General features: G+C 54.2%; 15 protein-coding genes. 4 read left to right on the plus strand and 11 right to left on the minus strand.

What is annotated here, in order from left to right; genetic code table 11:
* Positions 1–11 precede the first annotated feature (11 nt).
* The 9 genes from AUP42_RS17645 to AUP42_RS17685 all read right to left on the minus strand — a co-directional run bounded on the left by AUP42_RS17645 (position 12) and on the right by AUP42_RS17685 (position 9,671).
* A complete protein-coding gene (locus AUP42_RS17645) occupies positions 12–3,536 on the minus strand; it encodes a tetratricopeptide repeat protein (RefSeq protein ID WP_062952879.1) in 3,525 nt (1,174 codons plus the stop codon).
* A gap of 2 nt (positions 3,537–3,538) precedes the next feature.
* Positions 3,539–4,261, minus strand: a complete 723-nt coding sequence (locus AUP42_RS17650) for an OmpA/MotB family protein (RefSeq protein WP_062952880.1) — start codon at positions 4,259–4,261, stop codon at positions 3,539–3,541.
* Entirely contained in the window at positions 4,261–5,109 is an 849-nt protein-coding gene (locus AUP42_RS17655) for a flagellar motor protein MotB (protein WP_062952881.1), read from the minus strand. Before AUP42_RS17655 ends, AUP42_RS17650 begins: the two co-directional genes overlap by 1 nt.
* Positions 5,110–5,120: 11 nt before the next feature.
* Positions 5,121–5,768 (minus strand): protein phosphatase CheZ, encoded by a 648-nt coding sequence (locus AUP42_RS17660; protein WP_062952882.1) that lies wholly within the window; start codon positions 5,766–5,768, stop codon positions 5,121–5,123.
* Positions 5,769–5,803: 35 nt separating this feature from the next.
* Positions 5,804–6,190: a response regulator gene (locus tag AUP42_RS17665; protein WP_062952883.1), complete on the minus strand. Its 387-nt coding sequence runs from the start codon at positions 6,188–6,190 to the stop codon at positions 5,804–5,806.
* Between the two features lie 220 nt (positions 6,191–6,410).
* Entirely contained in the window at positions 6,411–7,142 is a 732-nt protein-coding gene (locus AUP42_RS17670; protein WP_062952884.1) for a MotE family protein, read from the minus strand.
* A 151-nt stretch (positions 7,143–7,293) separates the two neighbouring features.
* Positions 7,294–7,941, minus strand: a complete 648-nt coding sequence (locus AUP42_RS17675) for a DUF6468 domain-containing protein (protein WP_062952885.1) — start codon at positions 7,939–7,941, stop codon at positions 7,294–7,296.
* A complete protein-coding gene (gene fliM / locus AUP42_RS17680) occupies positions 7,941–9,068 on the minus strand; it encodes a flagellar motor switch protein FliM (protein ID WP_062952886.1) in 1,128 nt (375 codons plus the stop codon). The genes AUP42_RS17675 and fliM overlap by 1 nt, the downstream gene beginning before the upstream one ends.
* Positions 9,069–9,137: 69 nt before the next feature.
* A complete protein-coding gene (locus AUP42_RS17685; RefSeq protein WP_062952887.1) occupies positions 9,138–9,671 on the minus strand; it encodes a flagellar basal body-associated FliL family protein in 534 nt (177 codons plus the stop codon).
* 339 nt (positions 9,672–10,010) lie between these two features.
* Between AUP42_RS17685 and flgF the strand changes: the two genes are divergently transcribed.
* The 4 genes from flgF (at position 10,011) to flgH (ending at position 13,634) form a co-directional block, all read left to right on the plus strand.
* Positions 10,011–10,772 carry a flagellar basal-body rod protein FlgF gene (flgF, locus tag AUP42_RS17690; RefSeq protein WP_062952888.1) on the plus strand — a complete coding sequence of 254 codons (762 nt, stop codon included), beginning with the start codon at positions 10,011–10,013 and terminating at the stop codon, positions 10,770–10,772.
* A gap of 69 nt (positions 10,773–10,841) precedes the next feature.
* Positions 10,842–11,627, plus strand: coding sequence for a flagellar basal-body rod protein FlgG (gene flgG, locus AUP42_RS17695; RefSeq protein WP_062952889.1), 786 nt, complete (start codon positions 10,842–10,844; stop codon positions 11,625–11,627).
* A gap of 221 nt (positions 11,628–11,848) precedes the next feature.
* Entirely contained in the window at positions 11,849–12,733 is an 885-nt protein-coding gene (flgA, locus tag AUP42_RS17700) for a flagellar basal body P-ring formation chaperone FlgA (protein ID WP_231858337.1), read from the plus strand.
* 127 nt (positions 12,734–12,860) lie between these two features.
* Positions 12,861–13,634 carry a flagellar basal body L-ring protein FlgH gene (gene flgH / locus AUP42_RS17705; RefSeq protein ID WP_082824833.1) on the plus strand — a complete coding sequence of 258 codons (774 nt, stop codon included), beginning with the start codon at positions 12,861–12,863 and terminating at the stop codon, positions 13,632–13,634.
* A 241-nt stretch (positions 13,635–13,875) separates the two neighbouring features.
* Here the strand turns inward: flgH and dksA are convergent, their stop codons facing one another.
* Both dksA and AUP42_RS17715 read right to left on the minus strand, forming a co-directional pair.
* Positions 13,876–14,295 (minus strand): RNA polymerase-binding protein DksA, encoded by a 420-nt coding sequence (gene dksA / locus AUP42_RS17710; protein ID WP_007092332.1) that lies wholly within the window; start codon positions 14,293–14,295, stop codon positions 13,876–13,878.
* A gap of 152 nt (positions 14,296–14,447) precedes the next feature.
* Positions 14,448–14,891 carry a flagellar assembly protein FliX gene (locus AUP42_RS17715; RefSeq protein ID WP_062952891.1) on the minus strand — a complete coding sequence of 148 codons (444 nt, stop codon included), beginning with the start codon at positions 14,889–14,891 and terminating at the stop codon, positions 14,448–14,450.
* Between the last annotated feature and the right edge of the window lie 22 nt (positions 14,892–14,913).

Here is a 14,913-nt window from a genome sequence, read left to right on the forward strand (position 1 = left end):
AAATATGACTGTTAGTTTATAGCACTAAGCTGCGACTTTTCCAACTGATCACGATAATTGCCCAAAAATCCCTGGAAACTCTCGACCTCGTCAACCTTGCTTGCAAGGGTCCGGTAGTCGATCAAACCTTGAGACGGACTCGACGTGATCAGACTAAATGCTTCGGCATAAGGGCTTTGCGCCATGACAATGCCATAGCGGCGTTTGAGCATATTAAGCGTTCGTTCCTGCCCGCCCATCGCAAGATTAACTGCCCAGTTCAGGACATAGCGAGCACGTTCGTCGCCAAAATTCTCGATCATATTGCCCTGATCTTCACCAACGAGACGCTGGAAGGTTTCGGCCGCCGAGAGATAATCACGGGTGTCCCGGTAATATTCCACACGCAGCAATTCCGCATCCTTCGAAAGATCGCCTTCAAGGGATGCCATGGCTTCGGGACCGCGATCAGTATCAAGCAAGGCACGTGCGCGCAGATGCCGGCGTTGCGTTTCCAGCTCGTCAGACATGCCAGCCACCTCGCTGTTATCAAGCACGCGAATGGTTTCTTCGGGCTTACTGTCAAGCAGATACACCAGCGCCAGTCTGGCCCCGACACGCGCCTTTTCCGTGCCGTTCAGGCGGAAATCAACCTGATGTTCCAAAAGGGTTTCAGCCCGGTCAAACAATTCAACATCCACCATACGGTCGGCCAGCCGACGGATCAGTTCATCACCCTTTTCACCCGCCGGTGTCAGTTCGCGGAACTCGTCATACAGTGCAACCGCCTTGATAGCTGAAATATTGTTGATCTCGTCACCAAGATAAATCGATTCGAACGTGTCATGCATCATGTCGGTAACTTCTGTCGCCGATGGACTATTGGGGAAGAAAATTGCCGCCTGACGCAAGGTATTCAACCCTTCGCGATATTGCTTGTTTTTGATCTGCAATTCGCCCAAACGGCGCAACAGCGCCATTTCGAAGCCATCCCCGCGCCACGCAAAGCGCAGCTTTTCCAGTTGCTCGATGGCGTCATCAAGGGTCAAACGTTCAAGACGCATCAAAAGTTCGGTGCGATCAAAAATGGCATGCGCGCGTGCCTTGCGATTGTCGCCTTCGGCAACCTCGTCCCAGGTAGCGACGGCCTGCTCGAACTCGCCGGCTTCTTCTTCAAAGATGCCTTTCAGATATTCGACATCCTTTATCTTGTTTTCACCAAGCCCCTTGGCCACAAGCATTTTTTCGATCAGGTCCATGCCTGCTTCGGGATTGCCGACGATCAGAGCCTGTTCCGCAGCAAGTGGCCCCAGTCGCGACAGCAGTTCCGGCGGATAATTATCAAGAATATGCACGCTTTCAAGAAGGTCCCGCGCACCATCGTTCGGTCGACCGCGTGCGGCCGATGTGACCGCTCGCCACAATTGCATTTCGGGAATGGCGGGAAGGCGATCGTCCTCCAGCAGACGAGCTGCCTCATCATATTCTCGATCAAGGAATTTGATCGCCGCCTTGAGGGCGCGGAATTGCAGTTTCTGTGCGATCAGCGGGTCGTCATCTTCCATGGTCGAAGCAACCGCATCGGCTTCGGGGCCCAACCCGTTGGCCATGTAATATTGCGCGAGTTCAAGGCGGGCCTTGTTGCGGTGTTCGTCACCGCTTTGCGCCAGTTCCCGACGCAATTGATGGATCGCCTTGTTGTAATTATCAAGACCACCGCGACGCCAGTCATCAAGCTCGAAAATCAGACCTTCGCGGCCCTCTCCCGCACGGGCACGCACACCGGTCGCAGAAGCCAGTAGACGGGCACCTTCCGGCGAAATGTTCAAACCATCCGCCGCCGTCACCACAACAGCCTGACCATCATCGCGATTGGTAACTTGGACGGTTTCGTTGACCGGAGCAACAACCACCCCTTGGACGGACGGCAGAACTTCGAAATCGGGATAGCGCAATGCTGTCTCGATACCGTAACCCATCTCGCGGGTTGGCACGACACGCAGCGAATCACCGACTTCCGGATCTTCGATTGGAATTGTCGGGCTGATATTGATCAGCGGCACGACAAGACGGGCACGTGTTTGATTATCCAGTTCGATGGACGGGCCTAACCGTTCTATCGGCTGCATGGTTCCTTGCTGAAGGGTGACGTTCCAGTCGCCGTTTTCAGAAGGTGTGGTGTAAAGCCCAATCCCTTCCGGGATGGTCATGCGCAACACCGTCGCATAGGGGCTGTCGATCTGCTCTATAACCCCGACGATTTGGGCTGCATCCTGACGCACGGCATCAAGATCAAGATTTGCCCGCACATCAAACACCATCCACAGGAAACCGGCACGCGACCAAATTGCGGCTCCACCCGGCTGCCCGAACGGGAAGCCAAGTGTAAGTCTCGTCGGGTCCTGTGTCACCGTGACTTCCAAAGTCCCGATGCTTTCGCGCGCCGGTGCAACGGCCTCTGGTGAAACCGGGGTACCGGCCTGCTCCGAAAGTCCGCGTGCAATCGGGTCATCCGTTGGTGCGGTCGGCGAAGGTACCGATGCGCTTTCTGAAGCCGCGCCGGAACTCGGTGAACCAACGGATGATGGTGCATCGGATGCAGTTTGGCTTGGTGATGGTGGTGCCGCAGGTGCCACCGGGGCAGATGGCGTCGGGGAGGCAGACCGGGTCGCCGTCGTTGTTCCGGGGCCTCCCGTATCGGCGGGATCACCCTGAACGCCCATCAAATCAACGACGACTTTGTTGCCGGACCTGAAATGCCTTAACGCGCGCGGCGGATTGGTCTCGATACCAACAGATAAGGGATCTGTTGCACTTTGGCGAAGCGTGACCCCTTCGGGTAAACGGCGTGTCACGCCAGTCGCATCAATACGGGCAGGACTGGTAAAGGCCAGTGTCTGGTTACCCTGATCACCATTTAACGCGTAGTCGGTACGATTGGGCCAATCAAAGACCAGTCGATAAAATGTTGGATGCCGCCCGACCCGGACTTCAAGGTCAGGTGTGGCGGCAGCCGGTGTGACCGCAGCCTCTGGTGCCGATGACGTGTTTGGTCGGGCTTGCGGCGTGGGCAACGGTTCGGATGCAACTTCGGCCGGGGGATTGGGTGCCGGACGGGGTGGTGTCGGTTCCGACGATGCAGGCTGTACGGGGGCTGGGGATGGTTTATCCAGAATATCAAGAACCACATTGTTCCCGACATTGAAAACCCTGGCTTCAAAATCGTCACGCAGAACAAAAGCAACAGTACGTCCGTCAGGATCAAAAAAACCGTCACTCACATAGTCGGAAACGGGTCCGAGAACCCCACGCATTGAGGCAACAAGCGGTTGGTCAAAACGCACAACAAGTTGGTCACCGATGATTTCAGCGGTGTAATTGACGGGCTTGTTCCATTGCAGAACGATACGTCCATAGCCACTATGTGCGCCCGAGCGGATGATCACCGGATCTGCCGCTTGGGCGAGTGCGGGGCGCGTTACCATGACCGGCAATACTGCCAGACCGGCTACCACAATAACGGCAGCCAGCAGGAGACGCGCTACGACCAAAAGCATTCTTACGAACCTCCGATCCCGCTTCCGCTATGGGGTTCAATCACAATGTCGACCCGACGAGCCATTGTAAAACGTGCTTGCTCGTCTGCCATAATCGGAAGCTGGTCGTATCTTGATGCCGCAAATCCGTAAATATTTATGTAATCCGTGTAACCGGATCTTTTAAGTTCGTTGGCAACGGCAGCAGCACGGGCAAGGGAAAGTTCCCAGTTGGAGGCATAAAGGCCCCGCCCGCTGACCGGTCGGGGATCAGTATGCCCCTGAACGCCAATCCGGTTTCCGATATTCCTCAGGACACCACCTAGAACAAACAAAGCCTGACGGGCCTTATCCGTCATATCGGAACTACCACTGATGAACAGGATATCGCCCGGCAAAGAAATGACAAGTTTGTCAGCATCACGACTAAGTGTGGCGTCACCCAGAACATCGTTGTCATCAATCGCGTCATCAATCACGGCGCTGAGGTAATCAAGGTTCATCGCAGGTTTGCGATAGACCCGCGGAATGTTCAGTTGCGCGGTTGGTTCATCACTCTCTTCGACCGGGGATGGCTTGATTGATTGCGACAAAGAGTCGACGACCTCGTCCCAACGGTCAATTTTGACCTTGGACATGGCGAACAACATCACAAAGAATGTCAGCAACAGCGAAATCAGATCCGCAAGGCTTAGCATCCAAGGCGGCGGCCCTTTCGGACTATCATTACGCTTCATCTCGTCCATCAGCCATTCCCCCCCGTTTGCGGGGCCAACGGAATGGGCGCATTAATTCCCGGTCGATTGCCCCCCGGAAGCGGGATCAGCATTTTGCCACTATTTCCATTCCCCGTGCCACTTGATGCCGGTGCAGGTATCGCGCCGTTATCCGTGCTATCCGATTGCGCCGGTGTCGTGATCGGAACAGGTGGCTCTTTCGGGCCGAAATCCCAGAAAAAGCGGAAGGTGACGATGAACGGATCAGCCCCGGGATCAATACCGACATAAAGATTGTTTTCAGGTGCACCGCGATCAATCAGGTCCCGGGCAAACGCCCCTGCGCGACCGATCTGAAGATTGTTTTCAATCTCGACGGTCCCCTTTGACCCGACTTCGCTGCCCATCACCATTTCCATCTCATAAGACGCATAACCGCTTTCATCGGCCAGCACTTCTGCAAGCTGGTCCATGAATTCGTTCTGACGTTCTCGGATCAAAATGGAATTTGGATCAAACAGCTGTTCGACATGCATGATGACTTCCATCAGCGTGCCCGGCTGGATGACCTGAACACGAACAACCTTGATTGCAGTCTGGAACAGGGAACCCAGTTTGTCCTGGGTATCTTCGGCCGCAACAACCGGTCCCTCGATTGAGGTGACGGTTTGCAGGCTGGTGGTCGGTGGCAGAATGGCGGCGAAGGCAGAAGAGAGGCTTTCCTGAACTTCGCGGGTTTTGACTTCCTCGAAGGTCGAAATGGTATTAAGCAGAATAAAGAAAGCCAGCAGCAGCAGATAGAGAGCGAGGAACAGCGCAACCGCCCCGTTTGTAGGCGGGCTTGGGGGTCTTGGTCCGTCGTCCTCTATTTCCGCCATAACCGTCCCATTTAGCTAAACATCGCGTCGATGTCAGCCTGCGAGACACCTTTACCGTCGAGCTGCGGCCCGTTCAGCAAGGCCGCTTCGCCTTCGGGTTCCTTCTTCTTCCGGGGATTGGACGCGGCGTATTTGGCAATCTCGTCACCAAATGCCTTGACCAGTCCTTCGACCCGTTCCTCAATAGATTTCAGGGCCTTGATCACCTTGGTGGTACGTTGACCTGTGATATCCTGGAAGTTACAGGCTTCGTAAACACGCATCGTTGCACTGGTAACGATTTCCGCCTGCTCGGGGGGGAGAGTTGCCGCGAACTCCTCAAGCGTATCCATCGCATCAAGGATTTCATGCGTTGCCCCGGCTGTCGCATCGACAATCGCGTCGAGCTCGTCCGTGGCATTGGGGATATATTCCGCCTTGATATCGTCCGGCCGCAAAGATGCGATTTCGGATTTCATCTTGCGAATGATGCCCGAAAGTTCATCCAGTTCACCAAACAGGCGTTTCTGGTCATCCGATGGCTTGTCACCTTCCGACACAAAGCGGGAAAGCTGATCCATCAGATCGGACAATTGTTCGACCTTAAGCTCGTCACCATCAAGGCGCGCCTTCAGGTCCAGCAACAATTGCCGCAGTTCGTCTTTGGACGTTTTGGACATCATGGTATCGCGGGACTAATGCCCCGCGCCCCTAATCAGAACTCACCGATAACGGTGGTGAGTTTGCCCTTCAACGTCTCTGCGTTGAACGGCTTGACGATATAATTCGAAACGCCGGCTTTTTTTGCCATGACAACGTTTTCGGTTTTCGCCTCAGCGGTGATCATGATGAAGGGCAGATCCTTCAGCTTTGTATCAGCGCGAACTTCCTTCAGAAGCTGAAGACCGGTCATCGGCTCCATATTCCAGTCGGAAATCACAAGGCTGAACGGCTTTTCGCGCAGTTTGCGCAACGCCATGCTGCCATCCGTCGCTTCTTCGATATTGGTAAAGTTCAGCTGCCGCAGGAGATTGCGGATGATACGCAACATGGTTTTGTAGTCATCCACAATCAGGATCGGCATATTCGGATCGACGGCCATTCACCACTCCATCATGCTATCAAATCTCTCACCCTTACCCCTGTATTCCCTGTGCATAAGGGTAAGGCCCCTATAATCGTGATGTACCTATTTAACAATGGTTAATCAAGGCTTTTCACAATTCCCTAATAACGTCCATCATGTTGATGATGCTTGAATAATCCCCCGGCTGACAGCCTTTGATACAGACGGGATTTTACCCGAAGCTGCATATTAGGTATTATTGAAGCGGCAACATGTTGATATCCTGCTTGTAGGCCAGTTCTGTTGTCAGGGCACGGGCGCGGTCTGCGGACATTTCAGCAAGAACAGCGGCAGTATTTGCCTCGCGCATGCCAAGTGCGACCTGCAACAGTATATCCATATCAAGATCGTTCCAGATGCGAGCGGCATCCTTTGGTTTCATTTTTTCATAAACGCTGATCAGCTTGGTGATCCGTTCGTTTTCCTGCTCTTCCTTCGTCTCGACCAGACCTTCGATGGCCGTTTTCAGCGATTTCATTTCCTCGATCTTGGCATCAATCCGGGCTTCGGCGGCTGCCAGCAGGCTCTCGCGTTCATCAAGGCGCTGCTCTTTGCGATCTAGCTCTGAACGCCGGACGGACAGGTTCTGCAAAAGATCGATCTCTTCCTGGGTAAACAGGGTCGGGTCCCCGCCAAGCATCGGCGGAGTATCACCCGCATCTTCAGGCAGACCGGAAGCATCGTCGCCTTCCATCATCCCCAGAGGATCGTCCAGTCCGGGGCCCGGAGTCCCTTCCGTGGTCGCCGGGTCGGTTGCTGGTGCCGGCTGCTCCTGGGCCTGCGCACGCGCAACTTGCATCACACTGACACCGGAAGCATCAGTGGCATCATTGCCTTTCGGTTCATCCGAAAACAGTCCGACGATTTTGACCGTCAAAACGATAAAACCGACTACGACCACCAACGGCAGGATACGCACAGCAGACATTCATTCACCCGGTAGACGGAACGCTTTCGCGTCCACATTGAATTTCAAATCATATACTAACAGGTAGGTACCAAATTTGTCGAAAAAAGACGCCAATCCTGTTTTTCAGCAAACATAACGATCTTATCCGTTTCTCGACACAGATGCGCCCTTACCGAACAGAACGCAACGCTGCAAGAAGTTCGCGTTCGGCTTCCGACCGCCCCGCATCCTCATCCTGCCCGTAAGGATCGGTCTCAGTTTCCGGTACGGATGATCCGCCAGAACGCGCACCTGAACCATATCTGTCACCTGACGGTTCGGCTGGCGAAGACGCTGTCGGCCCCGTGCCGCGTTCGACATCACGCATCAGACGGGCGGCAAGTTCTTCGGCACGGGTTTCGACACCCTGCCGGTCGTCAACCATATCACTGCGTTCATGTCCGGCGGAATTTCCTGCCCCGGCAAACTTTGCCCCGCCGCCGCCACGCCGGGTTGCATTGGCATCGCTTGCCGCCTTTTCCAGCCGGTTGGCAATGCTTTCTCCACGGTCGACCATGAAAGAAAGATCTTCGTTCAGCGCATTTGCCTTTTCAATATCCTCGCGCAGTTTTTCACCGGATTGCTCTGCCATTTCCTTTAATGCGCGGATCGATATTTCGGCACGTTCGTTGGCAGCGTTGAAAGCCGTCAAAAAATTCTGCATTTCCTCACGATTACGGCGGAAGGCCGCCAAACGACGGCTGAGGATCATGGCATATATGATTGTTGCCACAAGCAGGACAATCATTACCAGATCAAGATAGATGGCATAGTCCATCAACTGTCTTCCTCATTATGCCGCGCCCGGTCACGTACCTGGATCGCGATCCTGTCCCCTTTGCGCCCCATCATCCCCTTGAACAGGGGCACATCGCCGCACCGTACCTCGACAGGCGACGTCGGGCTGGTATTAAGAACCAAACGGTTGCCAACTTCCAGATTAATCACATCACCCAGCGACATGATCTGTTCATCAAGTACGGCAAGAAGGTTGACGTGGGTTTGCCACAACTCGTTCGCCAGGTGGTTTTCCCAAATCGAGTCACGACCGAACTTTTCCCCCATGAACATCTGAAGCAGCAGTTCACGAACCGGCTCCAGTGTTGCATATGGGATCAGCAGCTCCAGACGACCACCACGATCTTCCATATCAATGCGCAGCTTCGCCACGATGGCGGCGTTGGCATGTCGTGCAATGGTCGCAAAACGCGGGTTGGTTTCAAGGCGTTCGAACCGGAACGTCACCGGGCTCAGCGGATCAAACGCAGCCGACAGATCCCCAAGAACCACATGAATCATGCGCTCAACAAGGTTGCGTTCAATCGTGGTATAGGGACGGCCTTCGATACGCATTGCTGCGGTCCCGCGACGCCCGCCAAGCAACACGTCCACGATGGAATAAATCAGCGCAGAATCGACCGTCAGCAGCCCATAGTTATCCCATTCCTCGGCCTTGAAAACACCCAGCATCGCGGGCAACGGGATCGAGTTCAGATAGTCCCCGAAGCGTAGCGACAGGATGTTATCGAGCGACACTTCGACGTTATCCGATGTAAAGTTACGCAACGAAGTTGACATCATGCGGACCAGCCGGTCGAAAACAACTTCGAGCATCGGCAGACGTTCATAGGCGACCATTGATGAGTTGATGATCGCCTGAATACCTGACTGGTCGCCTGAGCCTGATCCGTCATCAAAGCCCAGAAGACTGTCAATTTCGTCCTGGTTCAGAACACGCGCGGATCCGGGGCCGACATCTTCGTCTTCGCCACCGCCATCTTCGTCACCAAGCATGGATTCCCATTCGGCGGCCATATCCTCGCCGCCGTCATCTCCATCCTCGTCACCACCGGCCATGGCTTCCCATTCGGCGGCGAGTGCATCATCATCATCTTCATCTGCCATCGGCGATTTGTCCCTGGCTCTTTGGCCCGTTGCCTTCTTGATGGTAGCTCTGGCATTGTCGCCGGCACCCTATTGTACCAGCATTTCCTTGAACAGAACGTCGTTAATTTTTGCCGGCTTGGCGGCGGCACTAACCCGGATCAGCAATTCCTCGCGCAGGCGGAACATCCCCTCGGATCCGGCCAGGTCTTCCGGGCGCAACTCGCGAAGATAAACCTGAAAGTTGTCGACAATACGCGGCATCATTTGTTCGATCTGCGGCAACATGGCCTGATCGGCCACTTCCAGACTGACACGTATTTTAAGATAGCTTTGCTTGCCACCACCGGCATTGAGGTTCACCAGAATTTCAGGAAGATCAACAAAGCCAACATTTTCCGGAACTCCCGGTGCTTCCTCAATTGCGCTTTCCGAAATGACTTCCTCGGTCTGCGTGCCTCCACCACCGGTAAGCATATCAATCACCGGCTGCAAAAGCCCGGTAAAATACGCAGCCGCAGCACCACCCAAAAGCAATAATACCAGCAAGATAACAACAACGAGCAGCTTTTTACTGCGCCCGCCGCCACCATCCATTTCTATTTCGTCGACATCATCACCCATCGGCCTGCACTATCCCGTCTTCACACCCGTTACAATGTCCAGCAAACACTATGCCGGAATGATGAGGCATAACGCCTCGACGTTAAAATTCCGTTTCCCGCATCCAACAGAATAGCGGGCATAGTTATCAATCTAATATACGGACCTAGGGTTGCCACCCCTTCAGGGGACCAACCCGACCTGATAGCACGGCAAGTTCTTCCAAAAAGCCCAACCTTTCCGCAGGGCAACAAATGCCGACCCCAAATTATTTACATAATTTCAACATGTTATATCAACTGGCACACCTTTCGCAAATAGCTTGCCCAGATCACTGACCCGATTTGGGAAACTGAGAATATGGAAAACGTTACCTACATCGCTTTGTCGCGCCAAAAGACGCTTCGCAGCATGATGAACAACATCTCCCAGAACCTGGCGAACATGAACACGACCGGGTACAAGGAAGAGAAAATGATGTTCACGGACTGGATCGCGAAGAACAAGGATGCGCCGTTCCGGGGCGAGCGTGAAATCTCGCTTGTCCAGGATATCGCGCAATTCCGCGATACACGCGTGGGTAACATTGAAAATACCGAACGGCCGCTGGACGTCGCATTGAGCCAGCCAGATATGTTCTTTGCCGTCCAGACACCAAGCGGAACCCAATATACCCGGAATGGCAATTTCAGCCTCGATCCGGGCGGTCAGCTGATTACCAATGAAGGGTACCCCGTCCTGAGTGATGCCGGTCAACCGATCTTCTTTAACGAAGCCGACAATCTGATCGAAATCAAAGGTGACGGCAGCATCTCGACCGATATCGGCCAGATTGGCAAGCTGCAGGTCGTTACTTTCGACAACGTTCAGGAAATGAATGTAACCGGCAGCTCGCTTTACAGCGTCGTCAAGGACAATCCGAATGATCCCGATGGCGCCCAGCCGGTTGACAATCCCGGCGTAGTTCAGGGTGCTCTGGAAAAATCCAACGTCAATCCGATCAGTTCGATGACCCAGATGATTGATGTGTTGCGCACCTATCAGTCAGTGACGCGGTCGCTCGAGAGCGAGAACGAGCGTCAACGCAACATGATCAGCAAACTGGGCGATGTTCGCGCCTGATTAACCGGGCACCTCGCCCCGAAATAAAGAATTCAAATGCGCCATCGGCGCAGACCCAGGAGACAGAAGATGCGGTCACTTGATATTGGAGCCCTTGGCATGCAGGCACAGTCCACCAACGTGGATGTGACCTCGCACAACATCGCCAACATGACCACAACCGGCTACAAACGCCAGCGCGCCGAATTTCAGGATCTGCTCTATCAGGACCTGCGTCGCGCCGGGTCTCCATCGTCGGATACCGGTACAATTGTACCCGTTGGCATCCAGGTTGGTCTCGGCGTAAAAACTGCCGCAATTGGCCGCTATATGGGACAAGGCACACTGACACTCACCGAAAACGAACTTGATGTTGCCATTCAGGGCCGCGGCTATTTGCAGATTGATTTGCCAAGCGGTGAAACGGCCTATACCCGGGATGGTACACTGAAACTCGACGCCGATGGCCAGCTCGTCACCAAAGACGGCTTTGCCGTGCAGCCCGGCATCACTGTGCCGGACAATGCAACCTCTGTCACAATCAATACATCTGGCGAAGTATTTGCAGAAATCGATGGTCAGGTTGCACTTCAGAACCTAGGTCAGATCCAGCTTGCCACCTTCATCAATCCGGCAGGTCTTGATGCTTTGGGTGACAACCTGTTCCTTGAAACCGAGGCTTCCGGTAACCCGGCAACCGGTGTTCCCGGCGGGGTTGGCTTTGGCACCCTCCAACAGGGTTATCTGGAATCGTCAAACGTCAACGTGGTTCAGGAAATCACCAACCTGATCAAGGCACAGCGCGCTTACGAAATGAACTCGAAATCGATTTCGACCACCGACGAAATGATGAGCGCGGTCAGTAACCTGCGTTAATTCGGTTCGTCTCAGGGATAACAGGACTGTTCGGACAGAAATTGCGCGGGTTACCGAAAAACCGGTTGCCCGCAAACTGCATTTACGCGATTTACACAGTTCCGTGCTATGGTCGTCGCATGAAAATACAGCAAATATTCCCTATCCTTGCATTGCTGCTCCCGGTGTTGCTTAGCAATCCCGGACAGCCGCACGCACAATCATCATCTGGCACACGGGAAATGGATGTAAATATCCTGTTGCGTCCGGATGCGATCGTTGAGGGGCAATATGTAACCCTGGGGGATATTTTCAGCGGCATCGACCTTGAACAAAGCGACATTCCTGTCGCCCACTCTCCGCAACCGGGACGTCAAACCGTTCTTGATTATCGCTGGCTTTATGGAATTGCCCAACGGCACAAGGTGCAATGGCGCCCGCGCACAGCAGCCGACCAGATCGTGATCACACGTGCCAGCCAGACAATCTCGATAGACGAGATTGCCGATGCCATCAAAGATGCCCTCGTTGATCACGGTATAAAGCCCCCCTTTAATGTTGACCTCTCGGGCGAAACATTTCAAATCCACCTGCCTGTTGACGTCCCGGCCGCAGTCGAAATTACCGGATTGGATGTCAATCAGCGAACCAACCGGTTTATCGCGAATGTCACAACCGGTTCGCAAACCGCACAGCGCCGTACCTACCGTATGAGCGGCAGATATTTCCCGCTGGCCCAGATACCGGTTGTTGTGGAACCAATCCGGCGGGGCGCTGTCGTTCGCCCCGATCAGGTTGAATACAGGAATATCCGGACTGAACGTCTTCCCGCCGGTACCATCAGTGACATTGATGATGTCGTCGGCAAGGAAGCATTACGCCCGGTCAAACCCGACGAACCCCTGATGTTTCGCGATTTTTCCAACCCGATCCTGGTCAGGCGCGGGGCACTGGTCACAATCCGGCTGGTGACAGAAAATATGTCCCTGACGGCGCGGGGCAAGGCCTTGGAAGATGGTGCAAAAGGATCAGTCATTCGCGTCATGAACATGACCAGCAACAAAACCATTCAGGTGGAAGTTGTTGCCGAGAATGAGGTTCGCGCCCTGCCCGCAATGTCGCAGTAACGAGATAATTACCAACCAATCCCAATCAAATTCAAAGACTTGCACACCCGGCAAGCTTTGCCCTAATCACCCAAGAAATCTGGCATGAGGATTGCGTAATTACCGACAGGAATCCCAGGAGGAATAAATGCCCGGTAATCATTTCCAGATTTCGATGCGCCGTCTGGTGCTCGTAACCAGTTTGGTTGGTGCAACAGCGCTGCTTTCCGGCTGCAATGCCATGAAGCGTCTTTCCGAAGTTGGCGAAGCACCAAAACTGTCGGCAATCGATAACCCGACCCAATCCGAGACCTACCGACCGGTGAGCCTGCCAATGCCGGCCCCGCAGGTCGCGGAAAGCAACCCGAACTCGCTTTGGCGGTCCGGTGCGCGCTCATTCTTCAAGGATCAGCGCGCCAACCAGGTCGGTGACATCCTGACAGTTGTCGTAGACATGCAGGATAGTGCCGCCTTGGCCAACACAACCGCACGGTCGCGCACCAATAGCGAGGACCTTGCAGTACCGAACCTTTTCGGCCTCGAGTCTGAATTCACCAAAGTATTGCCGGAAACGATCAACCCGTCGTCAATGTTTGATATGGACAGCGCGACATCCAACAGGGGCAGTGGCACGCTTGACCGTAACGAAGCAATTGATCTGCGTGTAGCAGCCATCGTTATTCAGGTTCTTCCGAACGGCAACTATGTCATTCATGGCCGTCAGGAAATCCGGGTGAACAGCGAAGTTCGCGAAGTTCAGATCGCGGGCGTTATCCGCGCAGCCGACATCAGCTCAGCTAACGAAGTCGAATATGACAAAATCGCCGAAGCACGTATTTCTTACGGTGGGCGCGGTACGATTTCCGATGTTCAACAGCCGCGCTACGGCAGCGAAATCATGGATGTCATCCTGCCCTTCTGACCAAACCTGATCGCCTGCATTTTCCTGGGTTTCCGCAGGCAGTCACCATCAATCAAAACCGGCCTTCCCGAAGGCCGGTTTTATTGTTCCCAGACATGCCGAAAAGAAAAAAGGTCCGGCTGCGCATCGCAACCGGACCTTTGATTTTGGTTATCCCTAACCAGTATTCCCCCACAGAGCCTTGGCTTTTGCCTTTTGGCCGGATCTACGCAAGCGCGACCCTTGTTTGTTCCCGACGCGATCAGTCGTCGCGGCGAGTGCGCTCCATCCGTTCGTGGCGTTCCTGGGCTTCAATGCTCAGGGTCGCAATCGGACGAGCTTCAAGTCTTTTAAGGCTGATCGGCTCGTCGGTTTCTTCGCAGTAACCATATGATCCGTCTTCAATTCGACGCAAAGCAGCATCAATTTTTGAAATCAGCTTACGCGCCCTGTCACGAGTGCGGAGTTCCAAGGCCCGATCTGTTTCGGCCGAAGCACGGTCGGTCAGATCCGGTTCCTGAAGTCCCCCGCCATCCTGCAGGCTCGCTAATGTTTCCGAAGATTCTTGCAGCAGTTCAGCCCGCCAGGCCAAAAGCTTCTGCCGGAAATATTCCCGCTGGCGCGGGTTCATAAACTCTTCGTCCTCAGCAGGACGATAGTCTGGTGGTAGCGTGATAGTCATGTACGCCCTCTATACAGGACTCATCGAACGCGCGGCAATATAGAGGGCGCGCGCAATGGGTGCAAGCTGATTGAACAAATAAATCTGAATTAGTGAGAAAGCCTTCGAAACCTTGGGTTTCACGACCAAAATCATTCTCGAAACCGCTGATTTCAAGCTAATCCCGAAACCTCAAGCTTTGCCAGTTCCACCTGCGCACGCAGATCAATCTCGTCCAGCACAGAAGAAAGAGCAGGATCGGAAATGTTTTCGCGTTGTTGATCCAGCAGCCCGACAAGCTGGCGCAACCGGTTGGCAGGCAGAGCCCCGCTCAGCAGCGCGTCACGCACTCCCTCAAGCTGCTCAAGCAGGCTTTCAGCCCTTAGAACCGCGTGTTTTTTCGGGGAGTCAAGCGCATCACCACTTTGCTGCAAAGCCAGCAGGGCATCAAGCGCACTGACAGTGCCCGCACTATGCACACCACCGGCTCCGCTTGCTCCGCCGCTGGAATCGAGGGAGCGAATGGCATCGGCAAAACCACCAGCACCGCCACCGCCAGATGTTTTCTTGCGTGACGTGCTGTTTGTACCTGTTGCCTTGGATCCGCTGACCTTCATTTTTAACTTCCGCCTGCTATGT

The sequence above is a fragment of the Thalassospira lucentensis genome, from assembly GCF_001613805.1.
Classification (GTDB): Bacteria; Pseudomonadota; Alphaproteobacteria; order Rhodospirillales; family Thalassospiraceae; genus Thalassospira; species Thalassospira lucentensis_A.